The organism is Archangium sp., from assembly GCF_036277355.1.
In the GTDB taxonomy this organism is placed as follows: Bacteria; Myxococcota; Myxococcia; order Myxococcales; family Myxococcaceae; genus Archangium.
Window position 1 is genome coordinate 115,026 of the sequence record NZ_DASUNC010000140.1, and the last position, 24,323, is coordinate 139,348.

23 protein-coding genes are annotated in these 24,323 nt (G+C 70.1%); 13 read left to right on the forward strand and 10 right to left on the reverse strand.

Annotation, left to right across the window (positions count from 1 at the left end; translation table 11 throughout):
* Positions 1 to 2 precede the first annotated feature (2 nt).
* The 7 genes from VFZ09_RS34000 (at position 3) to VFZ09_RS34030 (ending at position 8,129) form a co-directional block, all read left to right on the forward strand.
* Positions 3 to 2,045, forward strand: coding sequence for a hypothetical protein (locus VFZ09_RS34000; protein ID WP_329731893.1), 2,043 nt, complete (start codon positions 3 to 5; stop codon positions 2,043 to 2,045).
* Positions 2,046 to 2,092: 47 nt separating this feature from the next.
* Complete coding sequence (locus VFZ09_RS34005) at positions 2,093 to 3,085, forward strand: P-loop NTPase (protein WP_329731922.1); 993 nt, start codon at positions 2,093 to 2,095, stop codon at positions 3,083 to 3,085.
* A gap of 109 nt (positions 3,086 to 3,194) precedes the next feature.
* On the forward strand, positions 3,195 to 3,584 hold the full coding sequence (locus VFZ09_RS34010) for a hypothetical protein (RefSeq protein WP_329731894.1): 390 nt from the start codon (positions 3,195 to 3,197) through the stop codon (positions 3,582 to 3,584).
* The gene (locus VFZ09_RS34015; protein ID WP_329731895.1) at positions 3,574 to 4,818 is read left to right on the forward strand and encodes an MBL fold metallo-hydrolase; all 1,245 of its coding nucleotides are present in this window, start codon (positions 3,574 to 3,576) and stop codon (positions 4,816 to 4,818) included. Before VFZ09_RS34010 ends, VFZ09_RS34015 begins: the two co-directional genes overlap by 11 nt.
* A 269-nt stretch (positions 4,819 to 5,087) precedes the next feature.
* The gene (locus tag VFZ09_RS34020) at positions 5,088 to 6,602 is read left to right on the forward strand and encodes an adenylate/guanylate cyclase domain-containing protein (RefSeq protein WP_329731896.1); all 1,515 of its coding nucleotides are present in this window, start codon (positions 5,088 to 5,090) and stop codon (positions 6,600 to 6,602) included.
* Positions 6,603 to 6,689: 87 nt separating this feature from the next.
* Complete coding sequence (locus VFZ09_RS34025; RefSeq protein WP_329731897.1) at positions 6,690 to 6,860, forward strand: hypothetical protein; 171 nt, start codon at positions 6,690 to 6,692, stop codon at positions 6,858 to 6,860.
* A gap of 30 nt (positions 6,861 to 6,890) precedes the next feature.
* Entirely contained in the window at positions 6,891 to 8,129 is a 1,239-nt protein-coding gene (locus VFZ09_RS34030) for a radical SAM/SPASM domain-containing protein (RefSeq protein ID WP_329731898.1), read from the forward strand.
* Positions 8,130 to 8,169: 40 nt separating this feature from the next.
* Here the strand turns inward: VFZ09_RS34030 and VFZ09_RS34035 are convergent, their stop codons facing one another.
* From VFZ09_RS34035 to VFZ09_RS34060, 6 genes are all read right to left on the reverse strand, one after another.
* The gene (locus VFZ09_RS34035; protein ID WP_329731899.1) at positions 8,170 to 9,204 is read right to left on the reverse strand and encodes an ABC transporter permease; all 1,035 of its coding nucleotides are present in this window, start codon (positions 9,202 to 9,204) and stop codon (positions 8,170 to 8,172) included.
* Complete coding sequence (locus VFZ09_RS34040) at positions 9,201 to 9,974, reverse strand: ABC transporter ATP-binding protein (RefSeq protein ID WP_329731900.1); 774 nt, start codon at positions 9,972 to 9,974, stop codon at positions 9,201 to 9,203. The genes VFZ09_RS34035 and VFZ09_RS34040 overlap by 4 nt, the downstream gene beginning before the upstream one ends.
* On the reverse strand, positions 9,974 to 10,813 hold the full coding sequence (locus tag VFZ09_RS34045) for a SagB/ThcOx family dehydrogenase (RefSeq protein ID WP_329731901.1): 840 nt from the start codon (positions 10,811 to 10,813) through the stop codon (positions 9,974 to 9,976). The genes VFZ09_RS34040 and VFZ09_RS34045 overlap by 1 nt, the downstream gene beginning before the upstream one ends.
* 10 nt (positions 10,814 to 10,823) lie before the next feature.
* Positions 10,824 to 12,182, reverse strand: a complete 1,359-nt coding sequence (locus tag VFZ09_RS34050) for a YcaO-like family protein (protein WP_329731902.1) — start codon at positions 12,180 to 12,182, stop codon at positions 10,824 to 10,826.
* Between the two features lie 87 nt (positions 12,183 to 12,269).
* The gene (locus VFZ09_RS34055; protein WP_329731903.1) at positions 12,270 to 12,482 is read right to left on the reverse strand and encodes a hypothetical protein; all 213 of its coding nucleotides are present in this window, start codon (positions 12,480 to 12,482) and stop codon (positions 12,270 to 12,272) included.
* Between the two features lie 214 nt (positions 12,483 to 12,696).
* A complete protein-coding gene (locus tag VFZ09_RS34060) occupies positions 12,697 to 12,915 on the reverse strand; it encodes a hypothetical protein (protein ID WP_329731904.1) in 219 nt (72 codons plus the stop codon).
* Between the two features lie 220 nt (positions 12,916 to 13,135).
* Here VFZ09_RS34060 and VFZ09_RS34065 point away from each other — a divergent pair, with 220 nt between their 5' ends.
* On the forward strand, positions 13,136 to 14,263 hold the full coding sequence (locus VFZ09_RS34065) for a TOMM precursor leader peptide-binding protein (protein ID WP_329731905.1): 1,128 nt from the start codon (positions 13,136 to 13,138) through the stop codon (positions 14,261 to 14,263).
* 20 nt (positions 14,264 to 14,283) lie between these two features.
* Here VFZ09_RS34065 and VFZ09_RS34070 read toward each other — a convergent pair whose 3' ends face one another.
* Complete coding sequence (locus tag VFZ09_RS34070; RefSeq protein ID WP_329731906.1) at positions 14,284 to 14,850, reverse strand: GNAT family protein; 567 nt, start codon at positions 14,848 to 14,850, stop codon at positions 14,284 to 14,286.
* 277 nt (positions 14,851 to 15,127) lie between these two features.
* On the opposite strand from VFZ09_RS34070, the gene VFZ09_RS34075 reads away from it, so the two are divergent.
* The 3 genes from VFZ09_RS34075 to VFZ09_RS34085 all read left to right on the forward strand — a co-directional run bounded on the left by VFZ09_RS34075 (position 15,128) and on the right by VFZ09_RS34085 (position 17,924).
* The gene (locus tag VFZ09_RS34075) at positions 15,128 to 15,514 is read left to right on the forward strand and encodes a type II secretion system protein GspG (protein WP_329731907.1); all 387 of its coding nucleotides are present in this window, start codon (positions 15,128 to 15,130) and stop codon (positions 15,512 to 15,514) included.
* A 292-nt stretch (positions 15,515 to 15,806) separates the two neighbouring features.
* Positions 15,807 to 17,168 (forward strand): universal stress protein, encoded by a 1,362-nt coding sequence (locus VFZ09_RS34080; protein WP_329731908.1) that lies wholly within the window; start codon positions 15,807 to 15,809, stop codon positions 17,166 to 17,168.
* A gap of 177 nt (positions 17,169 to 17,345) precedes the next feature.
* A complete protein-coding gene (locus VFZ09_RS34085; protein ID WP_329731909.1) occupies positions 17,346 to 17,924 on the forward strand; it encodes a Fis family transcriptional regulator in 579 nt (192 codons plus the stop codon).
* Between the two features lie 221 nt (positions 17,925 to 18,145).
* Here VFZ09_RS34085 and VFZ09_RS34090 read toward each other — a convergent pair whose 3' ends face one another.
* Complete coding sequence (locus VFZ09_RS34090) at positions 18,146 to 18,676, reverse strand: hypothetical protein (protein WP_329731910.1); 531 nt, start codon at positions 18,674 to 18,676, stop codon at positions 18,146 to 18,148.
* A gap of 150 nt (positions 18,677 to 18,826) precedes the next feature.
* Here VFZ09_RS34090 and VFZ09_RS34095 point away from each other — a divergent pair, with 150 nt between their 5' ends.
* Entirely contained in the window at positions 18,827 to 19,363 is a 537-nt protein-coding gene (locus VFZ09_RS34095; protein WP_329731911.1) for an O-acetyl-ADP-ribose deacetylase, read from the forward strand.
* Between the two features lie 38 nt (positions 19,364 to 19,401).
* Here the strand turns inward: VFZ09_RS34095 and VFZ09_RS34100 are convergent, their stop codons facing one another.
* A complete protein-coding gene (locus VFZ09_RS34100) occupies positions 19,402 to 20,046 on the reverse strand; it encodes an SCO family protein (RefSeq protein WP_329731912.1) in 645 nt (214 codons plus the stop codon).
* Positions 20,047 to 20,300: 254 nt separating this feature from the next.
* Here VFZ09_RS34100 and VFZ09_RS34105 point away from each other — a divergent pair, with 254 nt between their 5' ends.
* Positions 20,301 to 23,192 (forward strand): PAS domain-containing protein, encoded by a 2,892-nt coding sequence (locus VFZ09_RS34105; RefSeq protein ID WP_329731913.1) that lies wholly within the window; start codon positions 20,301 to 20,303, stop codon positions 23,190 to 23,192.
* 24 nt (positions 23,193 to 23,216) lie between these two features.
* Here the strand turns inward: VFZ09_RS34105 and VFZ09_RS34110 are convergent.
* A partial coding sequence (locus VFZ09_RS34110) for an Rpn family recombination-promoting nuclease/putative transposase (RefSeq protein ID WP_329731914.1) occupies positions 23,217 to 24,323 on the reverse strand: 1,107 nt, incomplete at its 5' end.

The following is a 24,323-nucleotide window of genomic DNA, read 5'->3' on the forward strand; positions in this document are numbered from 1 at the left end:
CCATGACCTCCCCCCAGGAGCCCACCGACGCCCTCGATGGCCTCGAACGCCGCGCCCTTGAGCTCGCACGTCGCTCAGGCGAGGCGGCTGATTGGGAGTCCCTGTTGGGGGACCTCCAGTCTCTGCCGCTCTCGGGCGCCCCACCACTCGACCCTGATGATGCCCGTGGGTCCGGCGAGGAGCTGCGCCGACTCATCGCCGCCCTTCGTCAGCAGTCACTCCCCGCCTCCGGCTCCCCGGTTTCAGGACCGAACCTCCGGGTGGGCTACCTCATCGAGGGCGCGCGGGGCAGCGACGAGGCCCGGGCCCGTCCCGCCTTCGCCGAGGCCCTCGCGGCCCCCGTGTCCGCCCCGTCGCTTCGCCAGGAGTTCCCCGATCTCTGGGCCGTGGACCTGGGCCTCTGGCGGCAGCTCGGCGCCGACACCCCGGACCTCCGGGCCCTGGCGCTGGCCTGGCTCTCCAGTCCCGGCCGCCGGCTCGTTCAGGACTTCTCCGTCCTGCGGCATGTCCCCGCCAGACGCGATATCGGCGCCTGTGACTTCTCCCCCCAGCGGCTGCTCGAGGCCGCGGGCCCACTCCCCGTCCAGGCCCCTTCCGAGCCGGGCGAGGGCTCCTGGTACGAACTGCACGCGGCGGTTCCGGGCCTCGCGCTCGACAGGTGGAAGCCCGCGACCGACGACGTCGGCACTGTCCTGCAAATCCTCGAGGGCCGCCGGGGAGACCCCGTCTTCCTCCGGGGCGCCGCGCTCGCCTGGCTGCTGGACAGGGCCGCCGCCAATCCCTCCTACGAGCTCAATGGGCTCCGCCGCGACCTGCGCGTGGACCTGCTGCCCTCCATCATCATCGGCTTTCCCGATCCCCAGGACGGGTCCCGTCACCTGCCGCTTCGCTCGGCGGCCCGTTTCGAGACCGCGTGTCTCCTCCAGGCCTCGCGCCTCGTGTTTCGCCGGGACGAGCAGGACGTGGCGCGCTGCTGGAGCCTGGCTCGATGGATTCAGTCCTGTACCTTCCGCAGCCCCTTCTTCGGTATGGACGAGGAGGCGATCGCCGCCCGTCTGAACGCGTTGTTGCCTCCGGTGTCCGTGGCGGCGGCGAACCGCCGGGACGTGCTCGAGCCCGAGTGCTTCGGGGAGGGGGACGAGGGGCTGCGGCTCGAGGAGTTGGCACTCGTCGCGGGGGTGGTACGGCACTACTGGCCCGAGGAGGTGCCACGCCAACCCCAGTTGCTTCCTACCCCTCTGCCATTGGTGCAGGCTTTGCGCCGGCTGGCCTTGCGTACACTCAACCCGGGCGAGCAGCGAGCCGAGCAACGCCTCCGGTGCTTCCAGCAGGGGGCCTCGCCAAGTGGCGCACGCCCGCAGACCCTCGAGGTGGTGGAGAATGGGCTGGGTTGGAGTGCCCACCATGTGGCGCCTCCCCTGGTGGCGCGCTGGTTGATGACCCACCACCGGCTCGCGTGGTTGGAGCAGGCGCCGCCCGAGGTGCGGCGGGAAAGTCTGGACCTCTTCGAGCGGGAGCCGGAGCGCCATGCGTGGGTGGCCTTCGCCGTTCATTCCGAGGGCTCGCGACTCGACTCGGCGGCCCGTTCCGAAGTGGCGGCGGTCTGGCGGCGCGTCGTGCAGGCCACGGGAGGACGCCTGGGCTCGAGAGGGGCCCTTGCCTTGATGGCGGTGGGATTGCTGGAGCAACTCGCCCCCGAAGACGCGCAGCGGTTGCTTCCGCTGGCGCGTGAGGCCGAGCCCGTGTGGCGCTATCGCGCGCTCGAAGCACTCGCCAAGGCGGCCGAGGCGGGGGGGCACCTCGGGACGTGGCGCGACGCCATGGAGGGGTTGTTGGAGATGATGGGCGATGAGCGTCTCAAGGTGGAGGAGCGGCTGGGGGCCGCGCAGCTCGCGCTGAAACAGGCCTCGGCGACTTCCCGGCCGGAGCTGTCTGGCTACCTTCCGCGCGTGGTGGCCGCGGCTGCTGTTCCTCCCTTCCGCCACAGCTCGCAACTGCAGCGCGAGCTGCGCAAGCTGGGTCTTTCTTCGTCGCTGGATTCCTGAGGGGGGGAGAAGTGAGCGGACGTCTGCGGTGTTACTCGTTCCATTCGGTGAAGGGGGGAGTGGGCAAGTCCACCCTCTCCGTGCTCACGGCGCTCGGGCTGGCGCGGCGGGGAGACCGTCAGGTGACCCTGGTGGACATGGACCTCACCGGCACCAGCCTCGCCGACGTGCTTCCGCTGGAGGCGCCCGCATGGCCGGGAAACACTTCCGCCCTGCGACTGCTGGAGCCGCCCGCCGGTTTCCACTCCCGCGAGGCTACCCGTGAGCGGATGGATGACCGGGAGCTCCTCGCCCGCCAGCAGATTGCGCGCGACCCGGAATCCTCCGGGGCCTTCGAGGCCCGTGGCGTGCCCTTCCTCAACGACTTCCTGCTCTTCGCGACCCCTGACTGGGACGAGCAGCGGGAGATGCCCGTCGCCTCGGTGCTCTGGCGCATGCAGGACGCGCCCGAGCAGGCGCTGCGCGTCATCCCCAGCAGTGCCCTGCCCTCGGACCTGGAGCGCATCCTTCCCGTGGTCTTCGATGAGAACCACTCGGGCTTCCTGGAGAACCGGCTGGAGTATCTGCTGGATGCGCTGGTACCCGAGCAGGGGGAGTCCGTCGTCGTGATGGATACGCCTCCCACCATCCCGGGCTTGTCCCGCTCGGTGCTGAGCCTGGCGCTGCGGCTGTCCAAGCCGCACAAGCAACACCTGGCGGAGCAGGGCGGGATGCCCGAGCGCTTGGAGGCGGCGCCCGTGGAGTGGACGGCGTTCGTGGTGGGCAGCATGGACCATCAGGACATCCGCGCCGCCAATCGCTGGCTGTCGCTCGTCCTCCCGGAGGAGCGGCCGCGAATCCGCTTCCTCGTCAACCGCATCCCCCCGGGAGATGAGCTGCAGATCCGCGGGATGCTCGAGGACATTCTCGAGAGGGAGAACGCGGCGGGTATCCTGCTCGATGCGGTGACCGTGAGGGAGGACGTGGCGCTCCAACTCTTCCGTTCCCGGGAGCTGAAGGACCTGCCCCCGGATGCGCTGGACTTCCTGGGAGGAGTGTAGGCCGGTGGAGTGCTCGGAATTCATCAGCCGGTTCAGGCACCGGCCTTTGCGTCACCAACCCAGGCCCTTGCGGCCGCTCGGGCTGGGGACGCGGCTGGACATTCGTCCCATGCGATTCGCGGTCGGATTGGAACGCCCGATCCATTGGGAGCGGCTCGCGGACGCGCGGTCGGCCCCGAGCCGGGTCGCCTTCTACCTGGGCCGGGTCAAGGAGGTGGACGAGCGCGAGGTCCTGGCGCTCGTCTGGGAGTACCCGAGTGGCCGCGAGTCGCTGGCCTCGCTGTTGGTCAGGGTCGACTTCAAGGGAGAGCCGCCCGTTCCAGGCAGCCTGCTGCGTATCTGGACCTGGGTCGAGCTGCCCGGCAGGGGCGCTCGGCGGCAGCGGCGCAAGGTCGAGGTGGAGCCGCTCCGGCTGTCCGAGGCGGCTCAGGAGGAACTGGACTCATTCCTGGCCTCCCTGGAGGCGGAGGAGCCGGAGCGGAGTGAGGATGATCCCTGACGGAACGCGCGTCCCCAAGCCGCCGCAGCCCATTCCAGAGCGCATCCTCCCCAGTCACCTCGCTCCCCAGTCGCTGAGCGTGGTGGTCTTCGGGCCCGGCCACGGCGAGGCTATTGTCGTGGTGCTCCCCGATGGCACGGTGGGCGTGGTCGACGGTTGCCGCGAGCCCACGGTGCTGGACCCCGTCCGGGAGTTCCTGGAGGAGTTGTCTCGGGAGCCCGGCCGTCAGGGGCAGCCCCTGCGTCTTGGGTTCGTCTGCATGACTCATCCCCACGAGGACCACTATCGAGGCCTGGGGCGACTGCTCGAAGCCTTCCGGGGCCGGGTCGAACGGGTATGGCGGACCCCCGATGTTGGAGACAGGTATGTCAGGTCCTGGCTCCAGTTCCTGAAGCATACCCAGAAGGACCGTCGCCTCACGCCCGAACCTGATGACGTCGAGGGACTTGCTCGCATCATGGCCGAGATGCGGTTGGCCACTCAGGAGCACGGTGCGAAGTTCCTTCAGCTCCAGCACCGGATGCAACTCATGGAAGGAGTGATGGAGGGTCATCCGATCCGCATCCTGGGTTGCGGACCGGCGTCGAGAGACCTGGATACGGCGCAGATCACCCTGTTGGGTGTGCTCAAAGGCCTGAAACGGGGAAGGAAGCCTGGCCACTTCGATCCGAATGCCGCAAGTGGAGCGCTGCTGATTGAATGGGGTCAGGCCCGGGTGTTGCTCGCGGGTGACCTTCTCTGCCGCAAGGGCTCGTTCCAGGGCTGGGAGGAGGTGTGTGACGACATCCCTGGGCCCGTCCAGGTCATCAAGGCCGCGCACCATGCCTCGCTGGGTGCTCACCACGATGCGCTGTGGACACGGCTACAACCCACGCTGGCCATCGTGACGCCTTTTCTTCATGCGAAGGGACGTCAGCCACCTCGCCCGAAGCAGATTACCCGGCTCTCCAGGGACAGTGTGGTGGCCATTACCTCGGAACCCCGGTGGCGAAGGGCATCCACTCATCCCCGTCCTGTCTTTGGGACATCGCGGATGCGTCGTGGAGCAGACCCTCAAGTGACCACAGGAGGCTTCGCCAACAATGCGATGTCCCAGGTGCCCACTGGGGGCGAGGCTGATGCCCGCAACGCCGTGGCTGTTTCTCTGGATGCGACTGGCAAACTGCTCCGCTTCGTGCTCGCGGGCAGGGCTGATGTCTACGAGCCTTCCGCTGGCACCTACGGGACGCCGTAACGTCGTGAATGGGGTAGATACCTTGAGCCTGCCCCGGGAGTAGTGGGGCTCGTGGGTAGGGTCTCGGGTGGGGAACCCGGGGGACGGATACCCTCACCCCAGCCCTCTCCCAGGGGGCGAGGGGGCATCCACGGGTACAAACCCTTGAAATCAGGAAAACTTCTGCCTGCCAGAGGGCCCACCGGGGGAGTCTGGCTCCGATGTGTCTCGCCCCCGAAGCCTGGGGTACGCTGGACCCCGACTCACTTTTTTCGAAGGTGGATGCCCGTTTGACCCGTGCCGATGGCAGCAACCGCTCCGCGGTTCGCGCTGACAGCCCTCTCTTCGGCGAGCTCCTGCTCAAGCTCGGCATCGTCACGCCCAATCAGATCGAAGAGGCGCTCGCCCTCCAGTCGCTCAACGGCCAGCGGCTCGGCGAGGCCCTCATCTCCCTGGGCTACGTCACCCGCGAGCAGATTCAAGACGCCCTGGGTGAGGCGCTCGGCCTGCACAACGCCCCCCAGGGTTTCACCCCCGTGCAGCCTCCCCTGGGCGAGCTGCTCGTGGGCCTCAAGTACCTCACCGTCTCCCAGCTCGACGAGGCGCTCGCCCTCCAGCGCCGCACCGGCCGCAAGCTGGGCGAAATCGTCGTCGAGCAGGGGTACTGCTCCTACAAGCAGCTCTACGAGGGGCTCGGCCTGCAGAACCGCGTCTCCGGCCGCCAGGAGCCTCCCGCCCGCGCCCAGCCGTCCCAGGAGGGCGGCCACCACCGCGTCATGGTCGTCGACGACAGCCCCCTGGCCTGCGCCTTCGTGCAGGACGGGCTCGTGTCGCTCGGCTACGAGGTCATCTGCTTCCAGGACCCCTACGAGGCCCTCGAGCAGGTGGGCAAGGTGCAGCCGGCCATCGTCCTGAGCGATTTGGACATGCCCGGCATCGACGGCATGGAGCTGTGCCGCCGCCTCAAGGAAGGCCCCAGCCGGGCCATGCCCGTCATCATCCTCACCGCCAACGACAACGACGCCGAGCGCGTGAAGGGCCTGCGCGCGGGCGCGGATGACTACGTCAACAAGTCCGCCTCCATGGACGAGCTCGCCGCGCGCATCGAGAGCGTCATGCGCCGCACCGGCGAGACGGAGCGGATGCGCAAGCTCTTCGCCCGCTACACCTCCGACGCCGTCGTCGAGGAGATCCTCAAGAGCCCCGACTCGGTGGTGCTCACCGGCGAGAAGCGCGAGGTCACCATCCTCTTCGCGGACATCCGCAACTTCACCGGGCTCGCGGACAGTCTGCCTCCCGAGCAGACCGTCGGTGTGCTCAACCAGGTGCTGGGCGGGCTGTCCGACGCGGTGCTCACCTGCGGCGGGACGCTGGACAAGTTCCTCGGGGACGGGCTCATGGCCGTCTTCGGCGCGCCCGTGTTCCGCGAGGACGACGCGCTGCGCGCCCTGCAGTCCGCGAAGATGATGATGGCCTTCATGGTCGAGCTGCGCCAGCGCGCCGAGGCCGAGTGGGCCACCACCCGCCAGGGCCGTCCCCTCACGCTCGAGCTGGGCATCGGCATCAACTCGGGCATGGCCGTGGCCGGCAACATCGGCGGCGCCATGCGCACCGAGTACACCTGCATCGGCGACTCGGTGAACGTGGCCGCGCGGCTGTGCGCCCTCGCGGGGCCGGGGGAAATCCTCGTCGGCGAGCGCACCGTGGAGCTGCTGGCCGGCCACGAGTCCGGCTTCGAGGAGCTGCCCCCCGTGCGCCTCAAGGGCAAGCCCCACCCCGTGCCCCTCTTCCGCGCCCTCTGGTAGGCGCGGGTTTCCGGGGTTCGCGGGTTGACAGAGCGTGTGGCCTTCATTCACCCTGGAAGGCCCACTACCCGGTCGGAAGGGACTGCCATGACGACGAAGGTCGAGAAGAAGTTCCCCCGCAGCAAGGTCATCGAGCGCCAGCAGGAGAAGGCCCGCGAGGTCGTCGAGCTGGACGAGAGCACCCTCGAGGGCGTGCGCGGTGGGAGCGCCCGGTACGGCCTCCCGCCCCCGCCGGTCGAGCTCTCCCTGGAGAGCTAGTCTCCCTCTCCCGTTCGCGCGCCCCCGCCCATGCCACCTCCGGCCGTCCAGCCCCGCACGGCGTATGCCGTGTGGGAGCTCACCCTGAAGTGCAACCTCGCCTGTGGACACTGCGGCTCCCGGGCGGGGGACAAGCGCAACGACGAGCTCTCCCCCCAGGAGGCGCTCGACCTGGTCCGCCAGCTCGCCGAGGTGGGCATCCAGGAAGTCACCATCGAGGGGGGAGAAGCCTTCCTCCGTCCGGACTGGCTCGAGATCGCCAGGGCCATCACGGACGCCGGCATGCGCTGCACGATGACGACGGGCGGCTATGGCCTGTCACGCGACACGGCGCGCAAGATGAAGGACGCGGGCATCGCCCACGTCTCCGTGTCGGTGGACGGCCTCGAGGCCACGCACGACCGCATTCGCGGCAAGCCCCGCTCCTTCTTCTTCTGCTTCCAGACGCTGGGCCACTTCCGCGAGGTGGGCCTGCCCTTCAGCGCCAACACGCAGATCAACCGCCTGTCCGCCCCCGAGCTGCCCGCGCTCTACGAGCGGCTGAGGGACGCCGGCATCCGCGCGTGGCAGGTGCAGCTCACCTCGGCCATGGGCAATGGCTCGGACAACGCGTGGATGCTGCTGCAGCCGGCGGAGCTGCCGGACTTCTACCGGATGCTCGCGCGCATCGCGCTGCGGGCCCGCGAGGAGTCCCTCGTGGCGCTGACGCCCGCCAATGACATCGGTTACTTCGGCCCGTACGACGACCTGCTCTTCGCGAACGTGGGCAAGCTGTGGGCGGGCTGCAATGCGGGCCTGTCGGTGCTCGGCATTCATGCCGATGGCGGCATCAAGGGCTGCCCCACGCTGCCATCCGAGTACGTGGGCGGCAACATCCGCCAGCAGCCGCTGGCCGATATCCTCGAGTCGCGCGAGTTGACCTTCAACGTGGACGCCGGCACGGAGAAGGGGACGGCGCACATGTGGGGGTACTGCGGGAGCTGCAAGTACGCCGCGGCGTGCCGGGGCGGGTGCAGCCAGCAGGCGCACGTGCTCTTCGACAAGCGGGGCAACAACCCGTTCTGTCATTACCGCTCGCTGGAGCTGGCCGGGCGCGGTCTGCGCGAGCGCATCGTTCCGGGCACCCCGGGACCGGGCCGGCCCTTCGACCACGGTGTCTTCGATCTGCTGGTGGAGCCGGTGGACGCGCCCTGGCCCGCGGAGGACACGCACCGCTTCACCTACGAGCGCGTGCAGTGGCCCGCCGGTTGGGAGGCCTTCTCCTTGTGACGGAGCGGCTCGGACGCCGGGTCGGGCGTCCCGCTGGGACTCAGGTCCAGCGGAAGATGCGCAGCGATACGGCGAAGGAGACGGCGCACCAGAGGCTCAGCACCAGCAACTGTCTCCACAGCAGCACCAGGGGGGTGCCATCCAGCAGGATGCCGCGCAGGCCATCATTGAGCGCGGTGAGGGGGAGCACCCGCGCCACTCCTCGCAGCCAGGCGGGAAAGCGGTCCACCGGGAAGAAGACGCCGCAGAGGATGGTCATCGGCAGGAGGATGAGGTTGGTCAGGCCGTTGGCCATCTGCGGGTTTCGCGCGCGGCTGGCCACCAGCAGCGCCAACCCTCCGAAGCAGAGCGAGCCCATCAATCCGAAGACGATGAAGGCCACCAGGCTCCCGGACACCCGCACGTCGAAGACGAGCCACGAGAAGGCCAGGACGAAGAGGATCTCCACCACCGCCTGTACGCAGCGCCAGAGCACAAAGGAGAGCAGGAAGTGGCCGTGCCGCATGGGCGTGGCCGACAGCCGCCGGAGCAGCTTCCCGGTCCGCATGCCCACGATGGCCATGCCCACGCTCCAGAGCCCCGAGGACATGAGCGAGTAGCCGAGCATCCCCGGAATGAAGAAGTCGATATAGCGGTGTCCCGAGGCCCGCACGGGGTGCTCCCTCACCTCGGGCCGCTCCGGACCGCCGTGCATCTGCCCGAGTACGTCCCTCACCGCCAGGCGCGCCGTGCGCCCATCCGGCTGCAGGGAGTCGACGAAGATGTCCGGGGGCTCGCCGGGCACCAACACCAGCGCCGCCTGGCCTTTCCTCAGCGCGTCGAATGCCTCGGCCCGGGGCAGGCGCATGGCCCGCAGGTCCGCGGAGGCCTCGAGCCGTGCGGCGAATACCTCCGCTTGCGGTCCCTCCACGACGGCGACGGTGAGCTCCGGCAGCCCCCGCGCGCGGAAGGCGAGCCCGAGAATGAGCGCGGTGAGCAGCGGGAAGGCGAAGGTCCAGAAGAGCGCGGTGGGCTCACGCACCAGGGCGCGCACCCGGAAGAGCAAGAGGTGCCAGAGCGGATGCCGGTGCTTCATGGGCACGTGTCCTCCAGCGGGCCGTGGCCGGTGAACGCCAGGTAGACGTCCTCCAGCGTCACCTCTCGGGAGACGGCCGGCGGGTGCCCTCCTTCCAGCGAGGCAATCAGCTCGGAGGGCCTGCCCTGCGCCACGATGCTCCCCCGGTCCAGGATGACCACCCGGTCACAGAGCCTCCTCGCCTCTTCCAGGTAGTGGGTGGAGAGCACCACCGTGCGTCCTCCGGCCCGCAGCTCCTCCAGCAACTCCCAGAGTGTCCGGCGGGAGCGGGGGTCCAGTCCCGTGGTGGGCTCGTCGAGGAAGAGGATGTCTGGATCTCCCACCAGCGCCAGCGCCAGGGACAGCCGCTGCCGCTGTCCGCCCGACAGGTGCATCACGTAGTCCCCGCGCTTGTCCTCGAGCCGCACCCGGGCGATGGCCTCCTCCACGCTGAGGCCGTGGGTGTGGAAGGAGTGGAAGAGCGCGAGCGTCTCCTCCACGGTCAGTCTGTCGTAGAGCCACGTCTGTTGCTGGGCGACGCCGATGCGCGCCCGCAGCTGCTTCGCGTCCTTCTTCCAGCACAGGCCAAGCAGGTGCACCTCTCCCTCGGTGGGCGTCTGGAGCCCCTCGAGGATCTCCAGCGTGGTGCTCTTGCCCGCTCCGTTGGGGCCGAGCAGCCCCATGCACTCGCCCCGGGCCACGTCCAGCTCGAGCCCGTTCACGGCCAGCGTCGCGCCAAAGCGTTTGACGAGCCCCCTCACGGTGATGGCGGGCGGGACCGGCTCCTGCATCACGGCCCTCCCCGGGGCGCCCGTCCGAAGCAGAGCGTCAGCAGCGTGGACTCCGCGCTGCCATCCAGGCCGAGGAGCTGGTTGAGCTCGTCATCCCCCCAGCCTCCCGCCATGCAGGAGCGGATGCCCTGGCACTCGGCTAGCAGCGTGAGGTTCTGTCCCAGCATCCCCGCTTCCATGAGGACGAAGCGGTAGCCCCGCTCGTGGTACTTGAACATCGTGCGCTCGAAGACGCCGCTGACCACCAGGTGGAAGGCGGAGGGCGAGCCCATTCCCCACTCCCGCTCCATCCGCAGCATGCGCTCGGCCTGGTCCGCCACCTCGAGCGCCTCCAGGGCGTGTTGCGCGACACGGTAGTGGTAGAGCCCCGGGGCCAGTCCCTCCACGCGCTGCACCACCAGGTAGAGCTCGAGCGGATAGAGGGCTCCCGCGCTGGGAATGGCGCGCAGGTACTGCGTCACTCCTTCATCCAGCTTCAGGGTGCCCGTGATGCCGTACGAGAGTTGCAGCAGGTTGGCCAGCTCCTGGAGGGTGACGGACTGGGCCGGATCGAACTCCCGGGTGGACCGGCGGCCCACGATGACTTCCTGGAGTCCGCGCTCCAACTGCAACGCCGCCCGGGGCAGCTCCACCTGGGGACACCCGGGATGGTTCTTGTAGGAGCTGGCCACCCGCCGCAGCAGCCCCTCGTCCTGGAGCTGGCTGATCCGCCGGCCCAGCTCGTGCCGGGTCTGGGGCGTGAACTTGGAGTTCTCATGGAACAGTGAGCTCAGGGGCGGCTCCCGGCGCCGCATGGCCTGTTGGCGTTGCTGGAGGAGGGGTTGGGTTCTGCGCCTCATGTCGGATACCTCAGGGGTAGGGATGGGGATAGGGGTTGAGCTGCGTCTCGTCCGCCGGCTCGCTCCGGTAGCCGAGCCGGACGGGGACGTCGTACAGCCGCTTGCCTCCCAGGAAGGGGTAGCGGTGATCGGCGTGGAGCTGCTGGAGCTCCGGGGTGACCACCCGGACGACCCTCAGCCCCAGCGCGGCGATGTCCGGCGTGGTGAGCTCCACGACGACTGCCTCGTAACCCCGGCGCTCGAAGCGCTGGACGAGCTCGGCGAGGTCCGTGGCCGCGTCCCGCGACTCCCAGCGGGGAAGCTCCTCCAGGGACACCTCCGACGTCACCCGCTCTTCCACCGAGAGCAGGTGCGGCCTCAGCTCCTCCGCGACCGTGTACAGCCGGCAGGAGAAGGGGAAGTCGACCACATTGGAGAAGTCGGCCGCGGGCCTCCAGTGTGGATCCCTCTCCATCAGCCACAGCACGTACGGCCGGGTCTGGACCGTCTCCATCAGGGCCTTGAGCGTGGCCTGGCCCCCGTCCAGCCGCGTCGCGCCTCCGACGATGTAGAGGGGGCCCCGGGCGGACGGGCAGGCCAGCATCGAATACGTCGTCGGCACACCGAGATCGCTGGTGATGTCATAGGCCCGGTACTCGTAGCCCGGTGCCTCGAGGTGCTGATGGAACAGCTGGCCGGCGCGCGTGCTCCGGGAGGCGTTGCGCAGCTGGATGCGGCGCACCGGGAGCGAATTCATCCAGAAGAGGGTGAAGGCATCCCGCTCCATGCATTCCTGGAGGCCGGAGACGATGGCTCCTTCCAGCGAGGAGCCGGTCGCCAACCCGGTCGAGATGGTGGGGCCCACGTCCGGCTCGTCCGCCTTGAGGGTGTAGGGCATGTAGACGCGGGAGGCGGGAACCAGCAACGGCTTGCGGCGGACGAGCGAGTAACCCCAGACCCAGGAGCAGGGGGCATCCTCCGAGAACCTCGGATAGGGAAAGCCCGGCGTCTCGTATTGGCGCTCGGAGAAGAGCGCGAAGCGCTCGGGCTCGAGCATCTCATGGTGCTGGCGGAGCTCCCGGTAGGAGCCGCGGACGATGTGGTCGGGCACCACATAGGCGGCGCAGTATCCCTCCACCAGCTCGCCCAGGGCGGACACCGCGGCCTCCTCGGGGCTGAAGCCCGCGCCGCCGGCGATGGGCCTGCTGGGGCGCATCCCCTGGGGTCCCAGGAGCGCCGTTTCGACGTTGTACAGGTAGACGAGGGGCTCTCCGGCATGCCGGGGCATCGGGGTGAGCTCGCCCCCGATTCCGACCCGGGGACTGAGCAGCGACTCCATCCTCCCGAGCAGTTCCGTGAGGGCGCTTGTTTTCTGGGCCTGTGGGTTCATGGGTTCTTTCAGGCCCGGGGCCCCCGGCTCGACCGTCCGGGAGCCCACGGGTGATGAGGGGTTGAGGAGGGGAGGGGGAAGGGCCGCCTACTTCTGCTCCCGGTTGGCGGCACTGCAACAACACGCGATGCCGCAGCCGGCACCACCGCCGCAGCCACCGCCGCCGCAATTGATGGTCCCACAGGCGGGAGCGGAGGGCATCGTCTCATCCCTGGCGGACTCCGAGACCCACTCGAGCGAGAGTGGGGAATCCGAGGGGGGGGCGGGCATCGACTCGTGAAGGCATAGGGGCTTGCTCATGAGGGACTCCTTCAGTTGGGCCGGGTGATGGCCGACGCGGCCGACCACCCGCTCAGGCTGAGTGGGAGGAGGGCCCGGTGTGATGGGCCGTGACCGGCCCGGTCGTCCGCCTGGGCGATGCCCGCCAGGGAGCCCTGGGCGGATTCCTGGCCAGAGGGCGCCTGCGGCTCGAGGTGCAGGGACCCTCTGGTTTCATGAGACACGCCGGCACGGGCTAGCGGGACTCACGCTTGGCGGCACTGCTGCTGCTGCCGGAGCCGCAGCCGCCCCCGCCGCCGCAGCCGCCCCCGCCGCCGCCCCCGGTGTTGCCGCCGCTGCAGGAGGGCGCGGCCGGGCTGTACATCTCGTCCCCGCCGTACTCGGAGACCCACTCGAAGGCGAGCGAGGACTCCGGTGCGGTGGCCGACCTGGTTTCTGGGTACTGGTTGTTCATGTGCTGCTCCTTGTCTACGGATGGCTTCCCGGGGAATCCGGATCAGCCATCCAGAGAGAGCAGAAGGTCGTTTTCTGTGAGGGTCCGTGCCCGCGCGGTTCCCCCTCAGCGTGGGAGCAGGAGGCGCGCGGCCGGGGTGGGGCTCACAAATGGTGATCCGTGCATCACCCTCCAGGAACGTGACGGGCATCCGCCCGTGACCGCAAGGAGCGTCCCTTCCATGCCATCCCAAGCCCTTCAGCCCATGAGTGATTCCTTCGAGAGCTCGAGGCCGCGCCTGGCGCCGGCCGTGAGTGTCGTCCAGGATGGGGCGGACACCTGCTACCTCATGATGACGGGCAAGGAGCTGCTGCGGTGTCATGGCCCGCTGGTGCCTACGCTGATGACGCGGCTGTTGCCCCTGTTGGATGGCACCCGCAGCGTCGCGGAGATCCGCGAGGCGCTCGAGGGGACGCTCGAGGCGGAGCGGGTGGAGGAAGTGCTCCGCCTGTTGCTGCGCCACCACCTGCTGCTGGACGCGGGGCCGGAGCAGGAGCTGTCCACGCAGGAGCGGGCGGCGTTCGGGAGCCTGCTCGCGTTGCTGGCGCGCAGCACCCCCCAGCCCTACCGGGTACTGGAGCGCTTGCGCCGGATGCGCCTGGTCGTGGTGGGGGACTCGGAGCTCGCCCGGGAGGTGGTGGAGGCCCTGGCGGAGTGCGCCGTGGGGGCGATCGACCTGGTCTCACCGCGGGAGGCGTGGGCGGAGCTGAAGCTGGAGCTCCCGGTCCGGCTCCGCCACGTCGACCCCGGACAGCTGCAGAACATCGTCCCGGGCGCGGAGCTCGTCATCGGGGTGCAGGATGGGGAGTTCAACTTCACCCGGCAGATGCGGGAGCTGAATCGCCTGTGCTTGCGGCTGGGGGTGAGTTGGCTCCAGGTCCGGCTGACGCTGGAGGCGGAGGGGTGGCTCGGCCCGCTTCATACCCCGGACACCGCCTGCTTCGAGTGCATGGACCTGCGCATGAAGAGCAACCTGCGCACCTGGCGGGAGCACGGCCTGCACGAGGAGCAGGTCGAGCAGGGACTGCTGATGGGCCGGCGCATCGGCTTCAGGCCCTTGCAGCGGCAGCTCGCCGGGGCGCTGGCTGTCGAGGTCCTGCTCCACCTGACGGGGCTCGAGACCTCGCGGCTGGTAGGCAGAAGCCTGGTGATGGATGCCCTCTCCCAGGAGAGCAGCCTGCATCCCGTGCTGAAGCATCCCGGCTGCCCCGCGTGCGGCAGGCCACCCGAGGCGCGGCTCCACCCGTGGGGCGAGGAGGACATCCGCCTGGACAGGACCTTGTTGCCTGACTCCGCCGCGGCGCCGTGAGCCCGCGCGGCCGGAGGCGCTCAGAAGGGCGGCCGGCCCTGGCGGTAGACCTCCTCGCTCTGCCAGTCGGCGCGGATGATGGAGTACAGGTACATGTCCATGTAGCGCCCGTGGAGGAAGGAGACGTTGCGGTAGATGCCTTCCTTGCGCATCCCAATGGCCTCAGCCGCACGGCACGAGGGCTCATTGCCCACGACGATGGTTGCCTGGACGCGCTCCAGAGGCAGGGCGTTGAACAGATGGTTGATCATCAAGCAGGCCGCCTGTGTCCCGACCCCTCGCCCACGGAACTGGGGGTGGATCTGCCCCCAGAGCTCGACACCCCGGAAGAGCTCCCACAGCGTGAACGGATTGAAGTAGCCCCCCACCCCCACGGGCGTGGGGAACTCCGGGTGGATGGCCAGGTACACACCGCCCCGCTCACGCGGGCCAGGGCGCTCCGAGAGCGTCTGCTCCCAATGCATGCGGGTCGTGGGCCAGACGTTGTAGAACTTGCCCAGATTCTCCGGGTTGCTGAACCAGTCCGCGAGGAACGCGGCATCCTCCACCGTCGCGAGCCGGATGCTGAAGTTTCTTCCGACGAGCACAGCACACCTCCTGGGGAATGCCCCCACAAGGAATGCATGCGCCGTGCGACCCGGGTCTCGCCTCGCGGGCCAATACCTTCTCCCGCAGGTCATCACCCGGGTGGGAAGCGTGGCACCCACGCTGGGGACGGGGAGGCTCAATCCAGGGAATGGCGGTGGCGAGCGGGTTGGGAGCGCCTGTCCCCGGCGTGGGACGCGCCGTGCTTCCGAGGGGGCGCGCACGACTGCTAACGTCTGGACGTACCCCCACCCTCCCGTGCCGCACCCTGAGGACTCCGTGACGCCGCGCCGCCGCCCCCACTTGATGGTCATCTTCCTGCCGATCGCCTTCGTGGTCATCGGCATCACCGTGTGGCTCGGCCTGCGCGGCAAGCATGATCCGGGCGCCGCCCAGGCCCACGCCGACTTCGCCCGCATCATCGCGGCGCTCGAGGCCTACCGCGCCGAGCATGGCTCCATCCCCGAGGAGGGTGACCTGTCCTTCCTCGTGCCCAAGTACCTCCCCGCCGAGCCCACCGACCCCTGGGGCCACCCCTACGCCTACGCCAGCGACGGCCAGCGGCCCTTCCTCCAGTCCTACGGGCAGGACGGGCTGCGCGGCGGCAATGGTCCCAATCAGGACCACACCAATCATGACGGCCACGCCGCCGTGGGGACGCGGTAGGCACCAAGGGTCGCGGGCCCTCTCTCGGGCGTAGACCCTCACCCCAGCCCTCTCCCAGAGGGAGAGGGGGCATACACGGGTTCAACTCTTGTTCCCCGGCACCCTCACCCCGGGGGGCTTGCCCCCCCTTTGAACGACGGGGGGCTCCTCTCCCGGCGGGAGAGGGGAGGAGCGTCCTGGTGGGGACTCTCGTGGCCGGGGGCCTCCTGGCCTTGCGTGCAATGGCCATCCTCCCGTCGAGGGTTCTCCTGGAAGAGGGCATTCCCCCTCGCGCCCTCGGTGGGAGGCTGTCATGGCCGTCGTGTGCGCAACCAACCTGTCCGAGGCCTCGGGCCGCTCCGCCCGTGCCGCCGCCGCCATCGCCACCCGGCTCGGCGAGCCCCTGTGGCTGCTCGGCGTCTTCCACACCGAGCACTCCTCCCGCCCCGCTCCCCGCGCCCGTGAAGAAGCCCGCGCCCGGCTCTCCGCCGAGGCCTCCCGGCTGCACTCCCTGGGCGTCTCCGTGGAGGCCTGGCTGTTGGAGGGCGCTCCGGGCACCGTGCTCGTGGAGGACGAGCGCGTCCGCCGCGCCCGGCTCCTCGTCGTCTCCGCCGACGGCTGGGGCCACCTCCCCGCCTGGCACCGCACCCCCGTCCACGAGCGGCTGGCCCAGCAGGCCCATGTCCCCGTGCTCGTGGTGCGCCACCAGGGGGATGCCCTCGTCGATTGGGCCCTGGGCCGGCGCCGCCTCCAGGTGCTCGCCGGGGTGGATGACTCGCGCGCCTCGGCCGCCGCCGTCGCGTGGCTGCACGAGCTGCGCCGCGTGGGCCCCTGTGACGTCCTCGCCGTCTCCGTGTGCTCTCCCGTGGAGGAGCGCGAGCGGCTGGGCATCCACACCCCCGTGCACCTCGAGCTGTTGGACCCCGTGGTGCGCCGCATCGAGGTGTTGGACCCGCAGGTGGAGCGCGTGCTGCTGCGCGAGCTGCGCGAGCGCGTGGGCGAGTTGCCCGGCGAGGGCCGTCTGGAATTGCTCCTGGAGCCCGGCTTCGGCCGCCCCGCGGACCACCTGCTGCACGTGGCGCACGCGCACGCCGTGGACCTCGTCCTCGTGGGCAACCACCAGCGCGGAGGCCTCGCGCGGCTGTGGCATGGCTCCGTGTCCGCCGGGGTGCTGCGCCATGCCGAGCAGTCCGTGGCGTGCGTGCCGTGCACCCAGCCCCCGGTCCGCAAGAGCGTCCCGCCCCGCAGCGTGCTCGTGCCCGTCGACTTCTCCGAGGCCAGCTCCCGCGCCATCTCCCAGGCCCGCTCGCTCGTGCGCCCCGGCGGCCGCGTCCACCTGCTCCACGTGCGCCGCCGCCGCCCCGAGGATCGCTCCTGGGTGATGGACCAGTACGGCGTGGTGCCCGAGCCCCCTCGCGAGCAGTCCGCCGTCCTCGAGCGCCTCAAGGCCCTGGTGCCTCGCGAGGACGGCGCCCCCGAGGTGCACTGGACCCTGGAGGGTGTCACCCACGACGACGTGGCCCGCGCCATCTGCCAGGCCACCGAGCGCGAGGGCGTGGACCTGGTGTGCCTGGGTACGTCTGACGCACCGGGTCATTCCAGCTACCTCGATGACGCGGTGGCCCGTACCCTCGTGGAGCGCTGCCGCCGCCCCGTCGTGGTCCTCCACGCCTGACCCGTCCCAACAGGTTTTCTCCCGCACCCCGTTGTTTTTGCAACTCCGTGGAAAGACTGGGGGATTTCCGCGTCCGGGGCCGGTTTCCGGGCCCCCGCACCGTTGCGGGGTTCGACGGGAAACCTGATTTGCGTTAGGCTTTCTCCAATAGCAGTCAACGACGGGGGAGGTCTGCCTTTGACACCGCGAGGGTACCGCGAAGAGGAGCTCGTAGCGAACCGCGCTTCCGTGCTCCTGAGCGGCGGCACGGAAGATGAGCGGCGCACGTGGGCGGCGACGGCGGCGAGGAACTTTGCCAAGGAGGGTCCGCTGGTGGAGGTCCGCCAGACCGAGCAGGTCGCCGAGGCCCTCAAGCAGCCCCGGGGGGTCGTCTTCATCCCCGATGTGGCCCGGCTGAGCATCCCCGCCCAGGGCCTCATCGTCCGCTGCCTCCAGACCCAGGAGGAGCGTCCCAAAATCGTCGTCGGCCTCTCCGGCGGCGTCGAGCAGGCCCGCACCAAGGGCACCCTGCGCGAGGACCTCCTCTACCGCCTCCACCTCGCCCAGGTGGACCTCACCACCGAGGGCATGCGCGAGCTCATCGCCCAGCGCCGCGCCCAGCTCGCCGCCGACGAGGCCGCCCGCAAGGCCGAGGCCGAGCGCCTCGCCGCCGAGAAGGCCGCTCAGCTGAAGGCCTCGGGCATCTCGATGAAGAGCTCGCGGATGCGCAGCAAGGTCGCTCCGCGCGCCACTTCGCCCAAGGTGACCCGCAGGTAACGCGGCGGGCCCTCACGGGGAGAACCCGGGGCCCGGATACCCTCACCCCGGGGGGCTTGCCCCCCCTTTGAACGACGGGGGGCTCCTCTCCCGAAGGGAGAGGGGTAGGGGGCTCCGTGTCACCGGGTGGCCCCGTGTCACTGGGTGGCTCCGTGCGCTGGGTGGTTCCTGGCGCTGGGGGCCTGGCGCTGGGGGCCTGGCGCGGCTTTTCGTCGCGCCGCTCAGTGCTTGTGCTTCTGGCCCCGCTTCGCCTTGAAGCCCGGTTTCTGCGCCGTGACCCGCTTGGGCGCCGCGGCCGAGGCCATCGTCTTGCGGCCCTGCGTCCGCGCCGTCTTGCGCGCCGTCTTCCGCTTCGCGGGGCTGGGCAGCTGCTCCTCCACGTCCGCCGAGACGATCAGCGGCTTGGGCGCCGGCTGCGCCTTCTTGATGCGCTCCTTCGCCGCCCGCGCCTCCTCCAGCACCCGCTCCGCCGTGGCCTGGGCCTCGGGCGAGACCTGCTTCCTCGCCGGACGCGCCACCTCCGGTGGCGGCCGGTACAGCGCCGGCTCCCGGCGCTGCTCCTCCATCACCCGGTCCTCACTCGTCGACCGCCGCGGTGACTCCCGCTCCTCCTCGGGCAGCCACTCCCGCAGCCGGTCCAGCGTCCTCAGGGCCGTGGCGGTCCCCTCCACCACCCACCACACTCCCCGGGTGCCCAGCCGCAGCGCCTCTTCCTTCACTCGTCCCACCAGGCGGGTCCCAATCATCGCCATGTGTCCCTTCCCTGTCCGATGTCTTTCCGGCCAAGGTATGCACGCGGGCACGGGTTGGAAGCACCGCGTCATTATTCCGTCCGTCCGTGGGGCCGTCAGGCCCTCCAGCGCCTGCCCGTCCGCCAGGCCCCTCTCGCGCAGGAGCGCTCCATGAGCCAGAACCCCACGGATGACCGGTTGGTGCTCACCCAGGGCAACATCACCCAGGTGGCCGCGGACGCCATCGTCAACGCGGCCAATACCTCGCTGCTCGGCGGGGGAGGCGTGGACGGCGCCATCCACCGCGCCGCCGGGCCCGGCCTGCTCGCCGAGTGCCGCTCCCTCCGCGGCTGCCCCACCGGCGAGGCCCGCATCACCGGCGGTTACAACCTCCCCGCCCGCCACGTCATCCACACCGTGGGCCCCGTCTGGCAGGGTGGCCACGAGGGCGAGCGCGGCACGCTCGCGCGCTGCTACCGCTCCGTCTTCGAGCTCGTCGAGCGCCAGGCGCTGCGCTCCGTGGCCTTCCCCTCCATCTCCACCGGCGCCTACCGCTTCCCCATCTCCGAGGCCGCTCCCATCGCCCTGCGTGAGATGCGCGCCGCCCTCGCGCGCCTGCCCCAGCTCGAGCGCGTGACGGTGGTGCTCTTCAGCGCCGCCGACCTCGACGTGTACCGCGAGGCGCTCGCCGCGGCCCCGACTCCCTGAGGGGGCCTCCTGGCCCACGTGTTTCCCGGTGACGGGGGCTACTCGCCGCTCTTCACCAGCCGCGCGGCGTCGCGCACCAGGCGCTCCACGTCGTCGTCGTGCTCGCTGTTGTAGTAGCCGCGGATCTCCCCGGTCCGGTCCACCAGCACGAAGTGCGAGCCGTGGAAGATGCTGGCGATGTCGTTCTCGTCCTTCCCCTCCTCGCGGCCCATGGCGATCTTGAAGCCGCCGACGATGGTGTCCTTGAGCTGCACGTAGTCGCCGGTGAGGAAGCTCCAGCGCGCGGGGTTCGCGCCATGCTTCTCGGCATAGGCGGTGAGCCGCTCGGGGGTGTCGTACTTCGGGTCCACCGAGAAGGAGACGAGCGCGAGCTCGCCCAGGTCCGCCGTCTGCTTCTGCACGCCCGCCATCTTCCGGGTGAAGACGGGGCAGATGGTGGGGCAGCGGGTGAAGATGAAGTTGGCCACCCAGGGACGGCCCTCGAGCTGCTTGAGGCCGAAGGGCTGGCCGTCCTGGCGCGTGAAGCTGAAGGCCGGGAGCCTGCCGAGCCGCTGCAACGGCTCCTGCCGGGGGCGCACCAGCCCCACCACGAGCAGCGCCAAGCACAGGGAGAAGCCCAGCCCCGCCCACAGGAAGGTGCGGGGAGGGCGCGGCGGATTCGGAGTCGGGACGTCGGTGGACATGGGAGTCGTCCCCGACTGCTAGCGGATGCGTCCCGGGTGCACAAGGCCACGGATTTCCGGGCCGCCTGCTTCCCCTCCGGGCGGCTTCAGGCTCCCCCGGGTGTCCGCTACTCCCACCTCGGAACGGCATGCGCCGGACACTCCACCGGCCACCCGCGAGCGGCCGCCCACGCGCTCTGGTAAGCCTGAGGCACAGGGGGCCCATGGCCAATCACGAGCCGTCCATAACTCCAACCGGGGGGCTGGAGCGCGGGGTGTCGGCGGGGTTCGATCCGCTGCTGGATGGCGTCACTGACGGCATCCTCGTGGTGGATGGGGGCTGGCGCCTGGTGTGGCTCAACGCCGTGTTCGAGCGGCTGCTGGGCCGCTCGCGCGAGCAACTGCTGGGACGGGAGTTGTGGGAGGTGCTGCCCGAGCTGGCCGAGAGCGCCTTCGCCCCGGCGTGGCGCCGCGCCATGGACGCGCGCACGCTGGTGTCGCTGGAGGACTTCTTCGCGCCGGGCGGGGTATGGCTGGAGTCGCGGGCGTTTCCCTCGGGCGAGGGGCTCGTCGTGTTCAGCCGGGACGTGTCGGAGCGGCGTCTGGCGGAGAACGAGCGGGTGCGGCTGTTGTCCGCGGAGCAGACGGCGCGCACGGCCGTGGAGGGCGAGCGCACGCGCTTCCAGGAGATGCTCATGTTGGCGCCCGCCGCCGTCAGCATCACCCGGGGCCCCGAGCACCGCTTCGTCTTCTCCAACCTGCTGCACCGGCGTTTCTACGGCGGCCGGGACATGGTGGGCCAGCCGGTGCGCGAGGCCCTGCCGGAGCTGGCGGGCCAGGGCGTCTTCGAGGTGATGGAGCGGGTGTACACCACGGGCAGCTCGTACGTGGGCCGGGCGAGGCCGGTGAAGGTGCCGCGCACGCCGGGGACGCCGCCGGAGGAGATGTTCTTCGACATCGCCTACCACCCGCAGCGCGACGCCGCGGGACGGGTGGAGGGCGTGGCCATCTTCGCCTACGACGTGACGGACCTGGTGCGCTCGCGCCGCACCGCCGAGGCGCTGGCGAGGGACCTGGGCCACAGCGAGGAGCGCTTCCGCTCGCTGGTGACGGCGACGTCGGACATCATCTGGGCCACGCCGCCCTCGGGCGAGTTCGTGGAGGAGCAGCCGGGCTGGAGCGCCTTCACCGGGCAGGCGCGCGAGGCGTACCAGGGCTGGGGCTGGCTGGACGCGGTGCACCCGGAGGACCGGGAGCGTTCGGTGCGCTCCTGGGAGGAGGCGCTGTCCACGCGCACGTCCTTCCAGGTGGAGCACCGGTTGCGGCACCAGGACGGCTCGTACCGCCACATGCTGGCGCGCGCGGTGCCGGTGCTGGAGAAGGACGGCTCGGTGCGCGAGTGGGTGGGAGCGCACCGGGACATCACCCGCCAGCGCCAGGGCGAGGCCGAGCGGGAGCGGCTGCTCGCGCGGGAGCAGCGCCACTCCGTGCAGCTGCAGGGGCTGGCGAGCGCCGCGCTCGTCATCAGCGAGGCGGAGTCCGTCGAGCACGTGCTCAAGGCCATCACCGAGCAGGCGCGCGAGGTGATTGGCGCGCACCAGGCCGTCACGAGCCTGACGCTGGAGGGCAACTGGTCCCAGGCCATCCACTCGGTGTCCATGTCGGACAAGTACGGGGCGTGGCGCGAGTGGAAGCAGTCGAGGGAGGGGACGGGCATCTACAGTTGGGTGTGCCGGTTGAACCTGCCCATGCGGCTGACGCAGACGGATCTGGAGTCGCACCCGGCGTGGCGGGGCTTCGGGAGGCACACGGCGAAGCACCCGCCGCTGCGCGGCTGGCTGGCGGCGCCGCTGGTGGGGAGGGATGGGCGCAACCTGGGCCTCATCCAGCTGTCGGACCGGTACGAGGGGGACTTCAGCTCGGAGGACGAGGCGATTCTCGTGCAGCTGGCGCGCATGGCGTCGGTGGCGATTGAAAACACGCGGCTGATGGCGGAGACGCAGGCGGCCAACCGCGCCAAGGACGAGTTCCTCGCGGTGATGAGCCATGAGTTGCGCACGCCGCTGACGGCGGTGCTGGGCTGGACGCAGATGCTGCGCAACCGGCAGGGCGACGCGAAGGCGGTGGAGAAGGGGCTGGCCGTCATCGAGCGCAACGCGCGCACGCTGGCGCAGCTGATTGAGGACGTGCTGGACGTGTCACGCATCATCACCGGGAAGCTGACGCTGGTGCGCAGGGGCGTGGAGCTGGTGGGGGTGGTGCAGGCGGCGGTGGAGGTGGTGAAGCCGCACGCGGAGCAGAAGGGGGTGGCGTTGTCGCTCGAGGTGGACGTGGGCGGCAACGGCACGGCGATGCTGGTGGGGGACCCGGGACGGTTGCAGCAGGTGTGCTGGAACCTGCTGGTGAACGCGGTGAAGTTCACTCCGGCGGGAGGGCGGGTGCTGGTGCGGGTGGAGCGCAACGAGCGCGAGCTGTGGGTGCGGGTGAAGGACACGGGGAAGGGGATTCGAGCGGACTCGCTGCCGCACCTCTTCGAGCGCTTCTGGCAGGCGGACGGCTCGGCGACGCGCGAGCACGGGGGATTGGGATTGGGGTTGGCGATCGTCCACCACCTGGTGGGGCTGCACGGGGGGCAGGTGCGAGCGGAGAGCGCGGGGGAGGGGAAGGGCTCGACGTTCACGGTGACGCTGCCGGTGCCGGCGGTGCTGCCCGAGACGAAGACGGATGCACTGCCAGGAGCGGAGGCGCAGGCGCCGGAGGTGAGGCTGGACGGGGTGACGGTGTTGCTGGTGGAGGACGCGGCGGACGCGCGGGAGTTGATTGCGCTGATGTTGCGCGAGCGGGGAGCGGTGGTGGGGACGGCGAGCACCGCGGCGGAAGCGATGGAGCGGCTGAGGGAGTCGCTGCCGGAGGTGCTGGTGTCGGACATTGGCCTGCCGGGCGAGGACGGGCACTCCCTGTTGAGGAAGGTGAGGGCGTGGGCCGAGGCGAGGGACCAATGGGTGCCAGCGATTGCACTGACGGCGTATGCGAGCGCGGAGGATGCGCGGAAGGCATATCGCGCGGGCTTCCAGGTGCACCTGGCCAAACCGTTGGAGCCGGGGACGCTGGTGGAAGCGGTGGCGCGGCTCGCGGGCCGCGGGGAGGCGGGCGCGCGGGTGGGGTGAGGCGCTCGCGAAGCGCGAAGAGGGTTACTGAGCGAGGTCGTCCAGAACGTCGCGGAGGGCGGTGGCGTTCAGGGCGCGATCGAACCAGCGGTCGAGGGTATCCAGGTCCGTGCAGGAGAGGATGCGTTGACGGGCGGCTTCGTCGACGTGCACGCCTCGCGCTTTGAGAATTCGCAGCACGTCTTCGGCACGGCCCTTGGCCAGGCCCTTTTCCATGCCTTTCTCGAGGCCTTGCTCCAAGCCCTTCTGGATTCCCTGCTCGAGCATCTCCTCGGCCCAGGTTCTCATCAGTTCCTCCGCTCGTTGCCCATCCAGGACTGAATGTAACACCCGCCGCGCCGCTGCGTGGACGGCCGCATCCCTCTCCACCCACAGCAGGTAACGAATGACGACCACCAGATGCTCGGCCCCCTCGGGAGCCGCCCGCACCTGCGCGAAGAGCACCGTCCAATCCGGTAGACGGTGAGCCAGTTCCCCGGTACGTCCGTAGCGCAGCACCCGCCACGCCAGGCGCGCCAGCGGCGGTCCCGAGCGCGCTCGCAGCGCCTCTTCCCGCTCGGCCATCAGGTCATCGAGCAGGTACTCGAAGCGCGGCACCAGCGCTCGCCACCGCTCCCGTTCCTCTTCATCCCCGTCCGGGATTTGAAAGAGCTCCTCCACCCGGCGCGGCGCCGTCCAGACTCCGTCGGGCCCGTGGTACATGACGAGCGGGATGATGACGGGCAGCAACGCGCTCTTCGGATGCTCCTGCCGCCAGCGCTCCACCTGGCGCACCACGTAGCGCAGCATGCGCAGCGCCATCCACCAATCCACCGAGGACTGGTGCTCCAGCAGCACGTAGAACAACAGCGGACGCCCACCATTCAGCCGGGCCGAGAAGAGCAGGTCGCTCTCGGTCTCGCGCAGCTCCTCGTCCACCACGCTGCCCGGCTCCTGCTGCAGGCTGTCCCAGTCCACCTGAGCCACCACCTCCGCGGGCAGCGCGACACGCAGCTCGGCCGCGGCCCGCTCGGGGTGACCGAAGGTGAAGCGAGCGAAGAGGTCATGGGGTCCGGGCATGCGAGCGGCACCGGAAGCATTCGGCGGGCCAATCCACGTCTTCGCGCGGGACGCGGGACGTGCACCGGGGTT